The sequence below is a fragment of the Bacteroidota bacterium genome (genome assembly GCA_016718825.1).
Lineage (GTDB): Bacteria > Bacteroidota > Bacteroidia > J057 > JADKCL01 > JADKCL01.
The window spans coordinates 15,123-30,360 of the sequence record JADKCL010000013.1 but is presented as its reverse complement, the minus strand read 5'-3'; the positions used below and the strand labels follow the sequence as shown (position 1 = coordinate 30,360).

Sequence of the window (15,238 nt, the reverse complement as noted above, 5' to 3'; positions counted from 1 at the left end):
TTTCCCCCACTGATGAAAGCAATCTGGAACGATACGGTATTGGCAGAAAGCAACGACACCATTGTCGTTGAAGGCAACCATTATTTCCCGGCCGATAGCCTTGTTTCCGCGCATTTCAAGGAGAGTGAAACGCATTCCATCTGTGCTTGGAAGGGCAAAGCGAGTTATTATCATGTCTCCGTAGATGGAAAAACCAATTCGGATGCGGCTTGGTACTATCCGGAACCAAAGCAGGAAGCGGAACTTATCAAAGGCCGAATTGCTTTTTGGAGAGGCGTTTCAGTCATCGCATAGGCCGGCTTTCCATACTTCAAAATAACGTCAGCCAAGACTTTGGATTTCCAAAAGCTTGGCTGACATTGTTTTAGCCCCTCAAATCAGAAAAAGGAATCAACATTCTCCAGGATGCGTCAGTCGATCCGCAGCTTGAAAGTTTGTTGCTTGCCGGCAGACTCAATGCGTAGCAAGTAGATGCCGGCTGGAACCAACGGCAAGTCCATCCGTTGCGTACCCACACAGGCATGCAAATCCGTTTTCAGGATGCTGCGGCCTGCTAAATCAATCAACGTTGCACTTTTCATTCCTTGCCCACGGATATTCACAAAGCCATTGGTCGGGTTTGGAAAGACTTCCATTCCGGCGGCAAGCTCCATTTCGTCATTCGCAGCGATGACAGACTGATTGGCAAGCAACCAAATCTCCGGGTCAAACACGATCGAATCCACTGAAAAAGGCACATTCGCAGTAAAAATCTGCCCGTTACTCGTATTGTCAAACACGACCGTGACCGATTGTCCATTACCATCCAACCGGATGGGAATCGGCAATGCGAAAAATGGCACGGAACCCGGCATGGATGCGGTTTGAGAAAATTCCACCGATACGGTATTGCCAGATTGACTCCAAACAACGGTATAGGTCGGATAGCCTTGTCCATAGACCCAGTCAGAAAAATAGGAATTCAGGCTACGGCCGCTGCTCGCCTCCAAATGCTGCTGAAAATCATCGGTCCGCACAAAATCATAGGCCAAAACAGGATCAGACAAGTAGTTGCGAACACCTTGAAAAAAGGCCGAATCGCCGATGAGCCAGCGCAGTTGGTGTAAAACCATGGCGCCTTTGGTATAACTAAGGCGACCATTAAAAATACGGTTGACGGAAGTCGTGTCGTCGCACCAAACACTGCCATCGGGTGCGCTGATGGCAAAATCCCTTCGGAATCGCTTGAAATCCATCCAAGGTAATGTCCCCAAACCAAATTCGTAGCAAAGCCCTGAGCAATAGGTCGCCCAACTTTCATTGAGCCAAATGTCTTGCCAGCTTCCGCAAGTCACTTTGTCGCCAAACCATTGGTGGGCGAGTTCGTGGGCTCCTAATTCGAAGTCAGGATTGATCACAAAACTCATGGTTTGATGTTCCATTCCCCCACCCCAGCCAAACTGCGCGTGGCCATACTTCTCATCTTGAAAAGGGTAGATGCCAAACAACGAATCGTACAACTGCATGGCGCCGATCATCTCGGGGGTGTAATAGGCAAAATGGGCGCTGTCTTCGGGGAAGACATAGTTCAGAATCTCGAGCGTATCACCGCCAAAGGGCACGTAGTTGCTGTATTCGACATAATTGGTCACCGCAAAAGCGATCAAATACGTCGCGATCGGATACCGGTGGCGCCAGTGATAGGTGTTTTCGCCCATGCCGGGAATCACTTCGACCAATACACCATTTCCAGCGACTTTGTTGCCGGCAGGCGTCGTCACGTACATATCGAGGCTGTCGATTTTGTCGGTAATGCCATTTTTGCAGGGCATCCAATCTTTCCCGCCATAGGGCTCTGACAATGTCCAAATAATGGGAATACTGTCGTGCTGATCTTGAATGAAGGAGCCAAAGCCCGTGCCCACGGGCGCTCCATGGTACCAAACAGAAACCGAGTCCAACGTTCCCAAGGTGATCGTCGCCGGAAACACAATGCGGAGCAATTCGCCGGAGAGGTGGACAAAGGAGGCGGCATTCCCATGGTAGTGGACCGAATCGACCGTCAAGGAGTCGCTCAAATCAAAATAGAGCGTATCCATATTTGCTCCGACCGGCTCAAAATAGCTCGTGACACTGCCGGTAATGTACTTCACTGCCGGATCGACAGCCCAACGAAAGCGATTGTATTTGAGGTCGTAGGCGTCTGTGAGTTCGGAAGAAACTGCCGTCATCTTTGCCGAAGCCGCCTTTCGTTCCATTTCCACGATGTCGGGCCGCAACGGATTGACTTGCACCTGCTGGGCAAATGAGACCAACGGAAAAAGGGAAAGTAACAGAACAAGCTGGAGTCGTTGCCAAGTGTGCATTTTCTTCAATTGATGAGACTAAAGATAGGAAAAACTGCGGAATTGGGATAAAAATGATAGCTTGGTGTATGCGAAACGACATTCAATGACGGCCAAATCCATTCCTTCCAATTTGATAAACATCGTTGGGTCGATTTTCCTTTTGACGACCTTGCTTCCAAGCTGCGGTGATTCCGCTCGTACACCTTCAGCTCCCATTGGCCCGTCGACCGGGTACATTGACTATGCTGTCGATCTTTTGGAGGAACGACTGGACTCCGCGAGTTGGAAGTATGCGCAACATTGGTTTGACAGCGCCGGCAGGCCGATTTGGCAACCATCAGACAGCGACGTGACGGTCATTTCCGGAATGAATTGCATCGGCAAGTTCAGTTGCTACCCCATGATGATGTCTGGAGAATTGTTTGAAGGAAACATTTTGGGAGACAGTTCAAAAGAGCGGCTGCTGTTGCTCCAGGATCATCTTTCACTCACCATGTACGGAGGATTCCACTTCTGTTTCTATTCACACATGGCATCTTCAGGACAACCAAACGCCATTTACGAATTCTATGCAGAGGAATTGAAAGACATCTCATTTCGCCCGGTTTCAGACCCCACAAGAAACGATCTCGTGCTTCAATTCGAGCAATCGCATAGCACATACATGAACAAAGGGATGGAAATCATTCGGATCGAATTGGATACCGCTTTTCAGATATTCTCGCAACTCACTGCATTCTACGATTGGAAAGACTATGGAAAAGGTAACTATTTTGCAGAATACGGGCAGGAAAAACTCGAAGAAGATGAAGGCTACCGTGAAACGAGTGAAATCGTCTTTTCCGATGAAAACGAGGATGGAATTCAGGAGATCGACGTCGTGACGATTGCGGAAATCGTGGCAGATACCATGCCCATGGACATCCAACAATTGAAACCAATCCGCAAGCTGTCTACCAATAGCTGCAGATTTGAATACCATCCGAAGGCAAAAACATACCTGAGCAAAGTTTCCGATTGCAACTGAATCGCCATTTGCTTTGGTGGAACAGATCGAGCCTTCAGAAAAACTGCCTTGATACAATAATCGATTCCAGATCTCGTACATTCATCACCTAGGTAACGAATTCAAAGTGCCGCAAGCACTTGTTCTACACATTATTTGATAGAATTCCACGCGAATGAACTTATGATTCGCAGGGAAACCTTTGGTCCAATTTTAACCTTTTAAACCCATGAAAAGTCACTTTCAAAAATGTATTCTTCTCCTGATGTTCAGCATTTCAACCTTGCTACTGCATGGCCAAACCGAAAAGGGCAGGCTCTATGTCGGTGCTAATTTGAGGAATTTCAGCATCGGCATCAGTCGGAATTCCTCCCAATTCGGTATTGGCTTGGACCCCGCAATGGGGAAATTCGTAGCCGACAATTGGGTGGTCGGCGGCAGACTAGGCTTGTCATTTGGTATGCAACGTGACGCAGGGCGGAACTTTAACAGTACAGGTTTCGCGATTTCTGCTGGGGCATTTTCGCGTTATTACTTCTCCCTGTCGAAGCGTATCAAGCCATTCGTCGAATTGGAAACGGGCATCGGGCAGGGATTTGCGAACGCCAATGGCATGCGGTTCGACCCGCGATGGGCGTATTTTCAAGCCTCTGGCGGAGCCGCCTTTTTCATCTCCAAAAATGCGAGTCTGGACCTCTCTTTGGGTTTCCGTGGAACGACGGAATTGGACAAATCCGCGCTCGGAAATTTGGCAGGCGGATTGCAAGCCAAGGTTGGTTTCAGCCTGTATTTGCCCAATGGAAATCGCAAAAGGGAATAGGTTTGCCTGAATTTGGAACAAGGGAGAGGTTTGTTAATTCGAGAACATCGCATTAATTTACCTCTCCAATCCTTTATTCTGCATGAATCCATTCTCCAACAACCCAAACGATCGCAACGAGGTGCCGGCATGGGCAGACTTTTTCACCGCCGAAGAGTTTCAAGCATTTGACAAAGCGGTCGTGCAGTATTTTAAATCCTTGGGCAAGCCCTTCAAAGTCGAGGATGGCATCGTCCGCACGACGTGGATGTCTGATGACAGCGAAATGCAAAACCTCGGCTTGATGAACGTGGCGCAAATGTGCAAACAGGCCAAAATAGAAGAATATGCGGGCGTGATTCGGAATCACTTTGATGTGATGCGGAAGTCCAAGGACTTCATCGCCGGTTTCTTTGAAAACATCAATGACTTCGAATTTGTAAAGCCGTTTATCGGCACGCGGCTCTATCACAAGGACCATATCAAGTCGATCGGTCCCGAAGGCGTGATCGCAAAATCCATCACGGAGGAGATCATTGCCATGCTCGTATTTGACATGCCCCAAGCCATTTCGAGTATCAAGCCCGAGCAATCACGAGTCTGGGGAAAATCCGCCGAAGAGCTACTGGAGCTGGGTTTGGCCAATATCCGGGAGAGCTACGATTTTTCCGCGACGGACTTGGATGCGAATGTCAAACTCAAGGCCGTGATTCAGAATCACTTCTTCGGTTCCAACGTCATCCTCAACCTTGACCGGGTGCCGGGACTCGTCGGTACGCATGGCAGTTTGGTGGCGGTCCCGCATCGGCATTCGACGTTGATCCATCCCATTGAAGATTCCTCGGTGCTCAAGGCCATCAACATGCTCATTCCGATGGCCTATGGCATGCACCATGAAGGTCCAGGGTCGATCACCTCACAACTGTATTGGTATCGGCAGGGGAAATTCATGAATCTGCCCTACAAAATCGCCGACAATTCCATCAACTTCCAGCCCCCGAGCGACTTTGTCGCGATGTTGGAATACCTGGCCTTTGAGGAATCAGATCAATAGACTGCGGAACAAATTCCTCACTCCAAGATCCGCATTGATTCCGAATCCATCCAATCACTGCAAGACGATTCGCTGGGATGTGCTGCGGTTGCGCTGATCGGTAATCTTCACTTGATACACGCCTGGACGCTGGGATCCCAGGTCAATGACAGCCTGAGAATCAAATGGATGCTGATAAACTTGACGACCGAGCATGTCCGTCACTTCCAGGTTTCCTTTGCGACCTGCAGCCCTGACTTCAAATTGCCCGGACGTCGGATTTGGGAAAATCGTCGCCTCGGGATTTTCAGGTGACATGTTGATCGTTTGAATTTGAGAGAATTGAAATTCCCCATTTTGATCCACCATGCGCAGGCGATAGAAATTGCTTCCCTGAACTGGCTGCGGGTGTACAAAATTATAGTTTCCAAATCCGTTGCCGGTACCCTTACTTTCGACAAAACCGAGGACTTCCCAATCTTCGCCATTGAGGCTATGCTGGACTTCAAATCCGCGGGCATTGTCCTCGCTGCTCGTCTGCCAATCCAAGGCAACGTCTTGCAGGTCGGAACGGTAATTGGCTGAAAAATTCACGAGATTGACAGCAAATGGACTGGCACACACAAAACAATTCAGAACAGAAATCCTTGAACCTGAACCTACTCCGTTGTGGGTAATTTGATAGCTTGTCGCACCGACATTGTTGTTGACGGTGATCAGCGTTCCGGTTGCGGGCACCACGTTGTCACGGAGTTGATGGGGTAAAACCGTGCCGAAGTTGGTGGTACAATAATCACTGAGCGTGGTGGTGCCGGCATTGCCGGTAAACGTAAAAATCTCACCTTGATTGGTGCCATTGACAACTACGGAGAAGCGCCCAATGGGACATGAAAAGGTCAACGTAAGCACATGGTTGGTCGCATTGAGCCACCAAGTCGGGGACGCGCAAGCAAATGTTTGCGCGCCACAAGTATAGGAAGTGTTACCAAGCGTGGGAACGCCTGGCGCAGAAGCCGTAACCGTGATCCCGGGTCCGGCAGCAAAGTAAGGGAAGTTGGCTGGACCAAGATTCGCGACTGAGGTGAAGTTGGCGAGTGTACATTGCGCTGACAATGAACCAGAATAGAATACCAATAGCAAACTCAGAAGGGTAATTGCTTTTTTCATAGATACTGCCGATTGAACCCACAAGTTACGGATTTAGAGGACGGTAGGCAATACTTATCTCACTTGATTTCAGCAAAAAAGTTATAAACTGGCAGTGGTCATTAAAATTCGCTTAATTTGTTGGATGGCAATGCAAAACCCAGATCCGTTGCATGGGAAGACGCTTCAGATGATTTTGGAGCACCTCGTAGACTACTACGGCTGGGAAATGCTTGGCATTCGGGTGCCGATCAATTGTTTTCGCAGTGACCCAAGCATTTCATCCAGCCTCAAATTCCTGCGCCGCACGCCTTGGGCGCGACAGCAAGTCGAGGATTTGTACCGTGAAGTGATCGAGCGCGAACGGAAATGAAAATCTACCTTCGAATGGTTCCCAATCTCCGAGGAAATTCTTTGTTGCTATGATCCTCATGTACCATAACCTCGCTGCGCAGGCCGGTTTCAACACGGTTTCCGTCACCAATTTCACGCAGCAGATGGATTGGCTTGCCAACAACGCCTACACGGTTGTCACGATGGACGCCTATGTTCAAGCATTGCGGGCAGGCCGCTTGCCACGGAACTGCGTGACCATCACCTTTGACGACGCCTACGTCAGCTACCAGGAATTGGCAATGCCCATTTTGAGCAGCCATGGCTTTTCCTCGATCGTCTACGTGCCGACCAATTTTGTCGGGCAATCCAACGTTTGGGACGATGGCGCGATTCCCATCATGAACTGGGATGCCCTACGGGAAGTTGCAAAGGCAGAAGGTGTCTCCATCGGCTCACATGGCATGGCGCACAGGCACATGCGCACGCTGGAAACAAAAGTTCTGGCCGAAAAAGTGCGCGAAAGCAAGGTCATTTTGGAGCGCGAATTGAAGGTAAAGGTCAAGCACTTTTCCTACCCATTTGGGCAATTGCGTGATTTTGACGGTCGATGCGAAAGAGAAATCAAGGCTGCGGGGTACGAAAGCGCCTGTTCCACGATCTGGAGTCGCAGAAATTTCTCCGGTAATTTGTTTGCGTTACACCGGCTGGAAATCGAACCCCAAGATGACCTTGCTCAGTTTTCTGCAAAAATTTCCAGAACTTTCCACCCGAAATACTTCAGGCAACGGGCCAAAAACCTGCTTTTTCGCCTGCACCTAAGACGTTGAAATATGGTAGAGGGAGTTGTCAAAAATTACTACGAAGGCGAGGCACAAGAATACAACCGCGAATTCTACATTGCCAAGGGCGGATATCCGACGCTGCAATACCGACACAAATACATGTTGGAGATGGCTTTGCAGCTGGATTTGCCCAAAGATGCCGCTGTTTTGGACATCGGATGCGGTCCCGGTGAAATGGTGCTGGACTTGATGCGCAACCAATGGCGCGTTTGGGGCATCGACATTGCCGCCAATATGATCGAAATCGCCAAGGAGAAGGTCGCCAAGGCACCGCAGAAGAACGAAGTGCACCTCGCCACCGGCGATATTGAAAAGCTCGACTTCGAAAACCAATTCTTTGACCTGATCATCTGCTCCGGCGTCGTCGAATACCTCCCTGGTGACGAAAAATGGATGGCCGAAATGAGCCGGATTCTGAAACCGGGCGGCGTCCTCATCATCAATGTCACCAACAAATGGGCCTTGCGCAAGTGGACCGCTCCGCTGATCGAACCCTTGAAGCAAAGCAAATTCCTCCACCGGGGAATGAACTTCATCAAGGAAAAAGTGCTGCGCCGTGGGAAATTGCACCATTTCCCTTTCCGTCCGCGCGTCCATTCGCCCAAGGGCTTTGACAATTACCTCGCCCAACACGGCTACGAAAAGCTGGCCTTCCGCTACTTTGACTTTTCCGTCATGGTGGCCCCCTTTGACACCCTTTTCAGCTTTGTCACGATTCCGATTCGAAGGTGGATGGAAAATTACTCCCACCGCAATTGGGTTCTCAGCGGCACAGGCTACATCGTGAGCGCGCGAAAAAAATGAAATCAAAAACCATCATCCTCATCCACGGCCTTTTCATGAACGCCAAAAGCTGGGCAGACTGGAAAACCTATTTTGAAAAGGAAGGGTACAACGTCATCGTTCCCGAATTTCCCTTTCACAGCGGCGAACCGGCAGCCTTGCGCAAAAATATTCCAGCAGGATTGGGCACGTTGAATTTGGAGGATGTCATGGCCGTCATGGAAAAGGTGGTCAAGGATCAGTCCGAACCGCCGATTTTGATTGGGCACTCCATCGGCGGGCTGATCGTGCAATTGTTGATCAATCGTGGTTTGGGTACGATGGGTGTAAGCATCGATCCTGCGCCGCCCAAGGGCGTTTTTACCACCAAATGGAGTTTTCTCAAGGCCAACATCGGCACGATCAACCCCTTTAAAGGAAACAGCCCATGCCTGCCGACCGTCGAATGGTTTCACTATGCCTTTTGCAATACGATGACGATGGCCGAAACGCAGAAGCTTTATGATGCATTCGTCGTGCCGGAGGGCCGCAACATACCACGTCAATCGACCAAAAACGCCGGCAAGGTGGATTGGAACAGGACTCATTCGCCTTTGTTGATCATCGCAGGAGAAAAAGACAATATCATTCCACCCTCGCTGAACCGCAAGAACTTTGAACGCTACCGTTCAAATGGCAGCCGCTTGGATTTCAAGGAGTTTCCTGGACGTACGCACATGCTCTGTGCCCAGGAGGGGTGGCAGGAAATCGCCGGCTACATCAAGGACTGGATTCAGAAATAGAAGCAAAGCGGCCGCGTCAGAAGCTGTCTTCCCGCGCCAAAAGCGTGCGGAATGCAACAAAACGATCCTTGTAGCGTGCCAGATGCTCATCCTGCAACTTGGGGGCTTTGGTCTCCCGGTAGGTTTCATAAGCTTGCATGGAAACACATTCATAGTGAATGTTGAAGGTCGAAACACCTGCTTCCGGAGCTGGATCAAGCAGGCGGTGCATATGGGCGGTCACAAAATAACCCGTTTCCATGACGTCAGGAATGTGTTTGGTGCGCATCCAAGCCACCCAATCTGCCTCCACGGCATTGTCAATACTTACTGTAACACTGTAAATGATCATCTAATTTTATAGCTTTCCTGTTCTATTTCGGGCGCACGACTGCCCGTTTCAAGTGCTTGTGAATCGAATTTTTCATCAACCAAGATTCAAACTCTTCAAATTCGGATTTGTTGTTTTCAAACCAATTCTGCGCCTTGTCAGGGCGTGCATCGGCCAACAGCCAATAGTTGTAAGCCTCCCAAAAACCAGCATCCACCACGCGCTGTTGCCACCTGTAGAGGTTCATTGCTGGATTTTGGGGATCTTGACGCGGCAACCAATAAGCAACAAAACGCCTGATATCGGCCAATTTTGCAATGCTGATGCGGGTCGTCGTGTCCGTAAATTCTGAGGAATAGGCTTCGTCCAACAATTGAGGGTAGCGCGTAGCTTCCTTCGAATGCATTTCTGCTGTATCCTTTGGCTGAAAAAACTGCCATTTGAATGCCTTTTGGTAGTCGAAATGCCTTGCTGCTTCATGCGCCTCCATCAAAAGCAGGCTCATTTCGGTGACGCGTTCGGCATTGCGGGAGAGATTAATGAACAATTCGGCGTAATTGGCTGACCATGCGTAATCACCCATTTGGAGCAAAACCGGTGCTGCAAAGTAATAATTGGCGGCATAGTCGGGCTGGATTTGGATGCCCGACTCCCAATAGGCAAGCGCCTCGGCATCACGGTTCCGCCCAAACTCGACAATGCCCATTTCCATATAAAATGCGCCCGATTTGGGAAAATGGATGAGGCCCTCGCGAAAAGTCGCAAGCGCTTCATAACTCTGCCCCAAAGCATCTTGGCAGCTTCCATAAACCTGAAATGCTTCGGCATTGGGTTTTTTCCCTGTCATCAAGGGCTTGCAGATCGCCATGGCGCCGGCATGGTCCTGCAAAAAGAATCGGGCATTTGCCAGACCGATTTGATAATCAACGTTTTTGGGATCGAGTTTGGAAGCGCGGGCAAATTTTTCGGCAGCGGTATGAAATTCGCCGGTTCCGATGCTTTCTCCTGCCTCCTTGGCCAATTGCTGCGCCTCTTTTTGCAACCGTGCAGGTTGCGCAAACGTCAAAAACGCTGCCAATTGCAGGCACAACAAAACAATCATTCGGGGCAACAGGCGATTCACAAGGATGCAAAGTTGCAGCTTTTTTGTTTGGGAATGGCAGAAGGCAAAGCACCCAAGTTGGAAAGCAGCCGAAAAGTTGCATTCTCCATGATCCAAAACCGCGTAATCAAAGCCTGCATTTCCCTCTTCCAAATCGCCGCATTTTTCTAAATTTGCGCCCTGTCATTCGGAATTTGCCTTCAACAGGATTCCGACTGACAGCTGTTACGGGAGGGGCTTAGTCCCCTTGTTTTCAAAAAAGATGATCACAGTCAAAGAACTCACGAAGGTCTACGGTAGCCAAAAGGCGATCGACAGCATCGATTTCCAGATTGGAGCCGGTGAAATCGTCGGATTTCTCGGTCCGAATGGCGCGGGTAAAACCACGACCATGAAGATCATCACCTGCTTCATGCCGCCGAGCAGCGGCACCGTCGAGGTCGATCAACTCAACATTCACGAGCACAGTCTGGAAATCCGGAAGCGTATCGGCTACCTGCCGGAGCACAATCCGCTGTACCTCGACATGTATGTGCATGAATACCTGAAGTTTGTCGGGCGACTGTACCATCTGCCGGGAAGTGCCTTGGCACGCCGAATTCCGGAGGTGATCGACATGACTGGCTTGGGACGCGAGCAACACAAAAAAATCGGGATGCTTTCCAAAGGCTACCGCCAACGCGTCGGGCTTTCGCAGGCGCTGATCCATGATCCGGATATTTTGATTCTGGACGAACCGACGACAGGTTTGGATCCGAATCAGATTGTTGAGATTCGGAGCTTGATCAAGGAAATCGGCAAAAGCAAGACGATTATTTTCTCCACGCACATCTTGCCGGAGGTCGAGGCGATCGCCAACCGCGTGATCATCATCAACCGTGGCAAAATCGTAGCCGACGAGACTTTGTCGGAGTTGCGTCACGGATCCGCCTCGGAAAATGTGCTTCATATCGCCTTTGACAAGCCCGGCTTTGCCGCCGAGCCGGTGAAGGCGCTCAACGAAGCGGTTCGGGTAAGGCAAGAAGGTGCCTCCGGTAAGGAATTTACCTTCTACTCCCCTGCCGAACTCGACTTGCGTCGCGTGATCATGGAGCAAAGCATCGCCCAAGGCAATCCGATTGCAGCGTTGCAGAAAAAAGAGAAAAACTTGGAAGAAGTCTTCCGCAGCTTAACCAATGGCTAATCGTGCAAAATAGTTTCACCATTTTCAGGAAGGAAGTCGCCAGTTTTTTCAATTCGCTGGTAGGCTACATGGTGCTGATTGTGTTTGTCATTCTCACAGGGCTTTTCTTCTGGGTTTTTGACGAGCACATTCTGGTATCCGGCAAGGCGAATATGAATTTGCTCTTCCAATACGCCCCGATTTTCTTCATCTTGCTCGTTCCGGCGATCACGATGCGCTCCATTTCGGAGGAGATGAAAACCGGCACCATCGAATTTTTGGTGACCAAACCCCTCACCAATTTCCAGTTGATTCTGGGCAAGTTTGGCGCGGCGGCATTCTTGGTTTTCATTACCATCCTGCCGACGTTCATCTATTATATCAGCATCCAAATGGTCGCCCGTGACCCTTCGGAACTGCAACGGGCGATGAATCCTGAACTGCTCGATCAGACGATTGGCGCGATCACCTATACCAGCAAGCTCGACAACGGCCCGATCATCGGCGGCTACATCGGCCTCTTTGCCTTGGGAACCATCTTTGCGGCACTTGGAATTCTGAGTTCGGCACTCAGTGAAAACCAGGTCGTTGCCTATGTAATCGGGGCCTTCCTTTGTTTTATGATGTACTTCGGATTTTCATTCAGTTCGCAATTGGAAGATCTGACGAATGTAAACCTTGCGATCGACCGCTTGGGGATTCTATCGCATTATGAAAACATCTCGCAGGGGGTCGTCGATACCCGAGACGTTGTCTATTTCCTGAGTGTGGTGGTGATCGTCATTGCCGCCACCACGACCACCTTGAGCCTGAAACGGAGATAAGCCATGAATCCAGACGAAAAAGCGACTCCGTCCAAGCCTTCGACCGCGAAGCAGAAGACAAAATTCAACTTTGCCATCCAATTGGTGATCGTTGTCGGCATTGTCGTGGTGCTCAACGCATTCTCCAGCAGCATTTTCCGCCGTTTTGACCTTACCGACGACAGCCGTCACACGATTTCCGAGGTCAGCGAATCCTACCTCGACACTTTGCCCGAGCAGGCTTATGTGACCATTTATTACGGCGGCGAATTGCCTACGCACTACAAACAATTCGAAGACGGGATGCGCACCTTGTTGGAAGAGCTGACCATCAGCTCCAACGGCCATCTTGATTATCAATTTGTGGATCCGGGCGAAGATCAAGGTATTATCCAGCGATTTGCAGCGAAGGGCCTTTATCCCTTCCGCTTGCGCATGCCGACGTCCTACACCAATCAGCAAGAGGTGCAGGTTTTGCCCTTTGCAATGGTCACTTACAAGCAAAAGGACGTGATGATCAACCTGATTCACGGTTGTACTTATATGTCGCAAGAGGGTCAACCCGACTTTGATGTGCCTTGCGCACTGCAGCGCTTTGAGTACAATTTGCTCACGACGATTTACAACCTCAGCCGCGAAAAATACAAGACCATCGGGCTGCTCACCGGCCACGGAGAATATCCCAAGGAGCGGATGAGCGACTTGTACAACGACATTGACCACTATTACAATGTGATCCGCGTGGATTTGCGCCAAGGGAAACCGATCGGCCCGAGCATTCTTGACCTCTTGCTCGTAATGCAACCGCAAGGCGCTTTGACCGAACGCGAGAAATACGAAATCGACCAGTACCTGATGCGCGGGGGCAAAGTGATCTTTGCCATGGACCATGAAATCCTCGATTTCACCATTGGGGATCAGGCGAGTACGCTCACGGATTTGCGTGCCACGAACCTGGACGATATGTTGATGAAATGGGGGGTGAAGCTCAATTACAATTTGGTCAAGGACATGCAATGCGGCATGATCACCGCAGGATCGTACACTGCATCCTACGGCAATGAGCAACGCAAGGCCTATTGGCCGTGGTTCCCGATGATTCGCAACCTGAGCGGGCATCCTGCGACGCGTTATGTGTCACGCCTGCTCATGCGCTACCCTGCGAGCATCGACACTTTTAACATTGAAGGCATTCGCAAGACGGTCCTGTTCAAAAGTTCGCAACGCTCGTGGAACAAGGAGGGACGCCAATTCATCAATATCGATCAGGAATTGCGGGCCAGGCCCGATGCGAACCTGTACACCAGCGGCGCCCAGATCATGGGTTTGCTCGTCGAAGGTCAATTCCGATCCAACTTTGCCGGACGTGGCGTGCCACGGGACTCGATGGCCCCCAATCCGCCGCAGGAGGCGTTTTTGGCAACAACGATGAATGGCCGCAATCCGCAGGTGGTGGTCATTTCAGATGGTGAATTTGCCGTCGGGGAACAATTGGGTCCGAATGTGATGCCGCTGCCCGAGGAAAACAAGCAGGTGATGATCAACTTGATCGACATCATGACCGGGCAGGATCTGCTCACCAAACTCCGTGTGCGCCAATTCAATGACCGCGAACTCGATCCCGAGAAAACCCGCGGCAAGGAGTTGACGCTGCGCTTGGTGAACCTCGGCCTGCCGATTTTGCTCGTGATCCTGTTTGGCGTCACACGCTACTTCTTGCGCAGCTACAAAAACAGACGCCTGCAACAACTATGAAAAAGAAAACCCTCCTGCTCCTTGCTGCTTTGATCGCCTTGGTGGGTGCCTATTTTGTTTTCGCCTACCAATGGCATGGCCCTGACAATGAGTTCCACATTGCAGACGCCAAAACGGTGGGCAAGGTTGAAATCGAACTGGTGAAGGCGACGATCAGCGAATCCAAGGTGACGTTGGAGCGTGCCGGCGAGAACGAATGGAAACTGAATGGCAAGTATGATGCGAGTTTGATCCAGGTGAATGACTTTCTCAAGACATTGACAGACATTCGGGTGAAGGAACCGATTTCGAATAAGGCCCAAGCAACTTCATTGAGCTTGCTCAAGCGCAACCATACCCATGTCAAAATCTGGGACAAGGAAGGCAAGCTGCTCAAGGATTACCTGATCGGCCCGGCCAACAATCAACAGACGGCAAACATCTTCAAGATGGAGTTTTCTGACAAGTGCTACATGGTTTCCAAACCGGCCTTGGACGGCTATGTCTCGATTTATTATTCTACGAATGAATCGGATTGGCGGGACCGCGGAATTTGGAATCTGAAGGGAGAAGACTTGAAATCGGTTGCTGCAACTTATGCCAATGATACGCTTTCGCAGAGTTTTGCGCTGCGGCTGGAGGCTGGGAAATGGCGTCTGGGGGACGGGCAATTCGCTGATTCAAGCCGGATCGCGAACTATTTGGCACTGTTTCAAGGCAAGATCAATGCCGAGACCTTTGCCGATACGCAGTACCCCAAAATGATGGACTCGCTGACCAAACGCGTTCCGGATGCCCAATTCACAGTCGAAACGACAGCAGGCGCCCGCACCTCCCTCCTGCTTTTCGCAAGGGAAGATTCACCTGCAAACTTTTTTGCCTTCATCGAGGGAAAAAAGGACTTGCTCACGGTGCAACATTTTGTGATTGATCCGTTTTTGAAGTCCAAAGGATTTTTTGCAGCGGGCGTCCCGCAGCCCTAAACGTTGTGATGCCCGCATTCGGGATTTGAATGCCGCGTTGTCAAATCTCAAATTCGCTATCTTGCGAGGGAAAATTTGAATTTCCCAGAG

At 50.2% G+C, this 15,238-nt stretch carries 16 protein-coding genes; 12 read left to right on the top strand and 4 right to left on the bottom strand.

All coding sequences use genetic code 11. The annotated features are described in order from the left end of the window. Positions 1-12 precede the first annotated feature (12 nt). Positions 13-294: a DUF427 domain-containing protein gene (locus tag IPN95_15915; protein MBK9450859.1), complete on the top strand. Its 282-nt coding sequence runs from the start codon at positions 13-15 to the stop codon at positions 292-294. A 116-nt stretch (positions 295-410) separates the two neighbouring features. Here the strand turns inward: IPN95_15915 and IPN95_15910 are convergent, their stop codons facing one another. Next, positions 411-2,345: a T9SS type A sorting domain-containing protein gene (locus IPN95_15910; protein MBK9450858.1), complete on the bottom strand. Its 1,935-nt coding sequence runs from the start codon at positions 2,343-2,345 to the stop codon at positions 411-413. Between the two features lie 85 nt (positions 2,346-2,430). On the opposite strand from IPN95_15910, the gene IPN95_15905 reads away from it, so the two are divergent. From IPN95_15905 to IPN95_15895, 3 genes are all read left to right on the top strand, one after another. Continuing rightward, positions 2,431-3,354: a hypothetical protein gene (locus tag IPN95_15905; protein MBK9450857.1), complete on the top strand. Its 924-nt coding sequence runs from the start codon at positions 2,431-2,433 to the stop codon at positions 3,352-3,354. Positions 3,355-3,562: 208 nt separating this feature from the next. Further along, a complete protein-coding gene (locus IPN95_15900) occupies positions 3,563-4,153 on the top strand; it encodes a hypothetical protein (GenBank protein MBK9450856.1) in 591 nt (196 codons plus the stop codon). A gap of 82 nt (positions 4,154-4,235) precedes the next feature. Beyond that, a complete protein-coding gene (locus IPN95_15895; protein ID MBK9450855.1) occupies positions 4,236-5,186 on the top strand; it encodes a hypothetical protein in 951 nt (316 codons plus the stop codon). A gap of 54 nt (positions 5,187-5,240) precedes the next feature. On the opposite strand, the gene IPN95_15890 is transcribed toward IPN95_15895, so the two are convergent. Beyond that, positions 5,241-6,332, bottom strand: coding sequence for a T9SS type A sorting domain-containing protein (locus tag IPN95_15890; GenBank protein MBK9450854.1), 1,092 nt, complete (start codon positions 6,330-6,332; stop codon positions 5,241-5,243). Positions 6,333-6,456: 124 nt separating this feature from the next. Between IPN95_15890 and IPN95_15885 the strand changes: the two genes are divergently transcribed. From IPN95_15885 to IPN95_15870, 4 genes are read left to right on the top strand one after another with little or no spacing between them, the layout of a single operon-like run. Next, a complete protein-coding gene (locus tag IPN95_15885; GenBank protein ID MBK9450853.1) occupies positions 6,457-6,684 on the top strand; it encodes a DUF2132 domain-containing protein in 228 nt (75 codons plus the stop codon). A gap of 49 nt (positions 6,685-6,733) precedes the next feature. After that, positions 6,734-7,474 carry a polysaccharide deacetylase family protein gene (locus IPN95_15880; protein MBK9450852.1) on the top strand — a complete coding sequence of 247 codons (741 nt, stop codon included), beginning with the start codon at positions 6,734-6,736 and terminating at the stop codon, positions 7,472-7,474. A gap of 3 nt (positions 7,475-7,477) precedes the next feature. Beyond that, entirely contained in the window at positions 7,478-8,293 is an 816-nt protein-coding gene (locus IPN95_15875; GenBank protein ID MBK9450851.1) for a methyltransferase domain-containing protein, read from the top strand. Further along, positions 8,290-9,054: an alpha/beta hydrolase gene (locus tag IPN95_15870; protein MBK9450850.1), complete on the top strand. Its 765-nt coding sequence runs from the start codon at positions 8,290-8,292 to the stop codon at positions 9,052-9,054. Before IPN95_15875 ends, IPN95_15870 begins: the two co-directional genes overlap by 4 nt. 16 nt (positions 9,055-9,070) lie before the next feature. Here IPN95_15870 and IPN95_15865 read toward each other — a convergent pair whose 3' ends face one another. Next, on the bottom strand, positions 9,071-9,385 hold the full coding sequence (locus IPN95_15865) for a DUF4286 family protein (GenBank protein ID MBK9450849.1): 315 nt from the start codon (positions 9,383-9,385) through the stop codon (positions 9,071-9,073). A gap of 22 nt (positions 9,386-9,407) precedes the next feature. After that, the gene (locus tag IPN95_15860; protein ID MBK9450848.1) at positions 9,408-10,466 is read right to left on the bottom strand and encodes a hypothetical protein; all 1,059 of its coding nucleotides are present in this window, start codon (positions 10,464-10,466) and stop codon (positions 9,408-9,410) included. A 262-nt stretch (positions 10,467-10,728) separates the two neighbouring features. On the opposite strand from IPN95_15860, the gene gldA reads away from it, so the two are divergent. From gldA to IPN95_15840, 4 genes are read left to right on the top strand one after another with little or no spacing between them, the layout of a single operon-like run. Continuing rightward, the gene (gene gldA / locus IPN95_15855; GenBank protein MBK9450847.1) at positions 10,729-11,649 is read left to right on the top strand and encodes a gliding motility-associated ABC transporter ATP-binding subunit GldA; all 921 of its coding nucleotides are present in this window, start codon (positions 10,729-10,731) and stop codon (positions 11,647-11,649) included. Positions 11,650-11,651: 2 nt separating this feature from the next. Then, entirely contained in the window at positions 11,652-12,452 is an 801-nt protein-coding gene (locus tag IPN95_15850) for an ABC transporter permease (GenBank protein MBK9450846.1), read from the top strand. Between the two features lie 3 nt (positions 12,453-12,455). After that, complete coding sequence (locus tag IPN95_15845) at positions 12,456-14,186, top strand: Gldg family protein (GenBank protein MBK9450845.1); 1,731 nt, start codon at positions 12,456-12,458, stop codon at positions 14,184-14,186. Continuing rightward, positions 14,183-15,148: a DUF4340 domain-containing protein gene (locus IPN95_15840; protein ID MBK9450844.1), complete on the top strand. Its 966-nt coding sequence runs from the start codon at positions 14,183-14,185 to the stop codon at positions 15,146-15,148. The genes IPN95_15845 and IPN95_15840 overlap by 4 nt, the downstream gene beginning before the upstream one ends. Positions 15,149-15,238 lie beyond the last annotated feature (90 nt).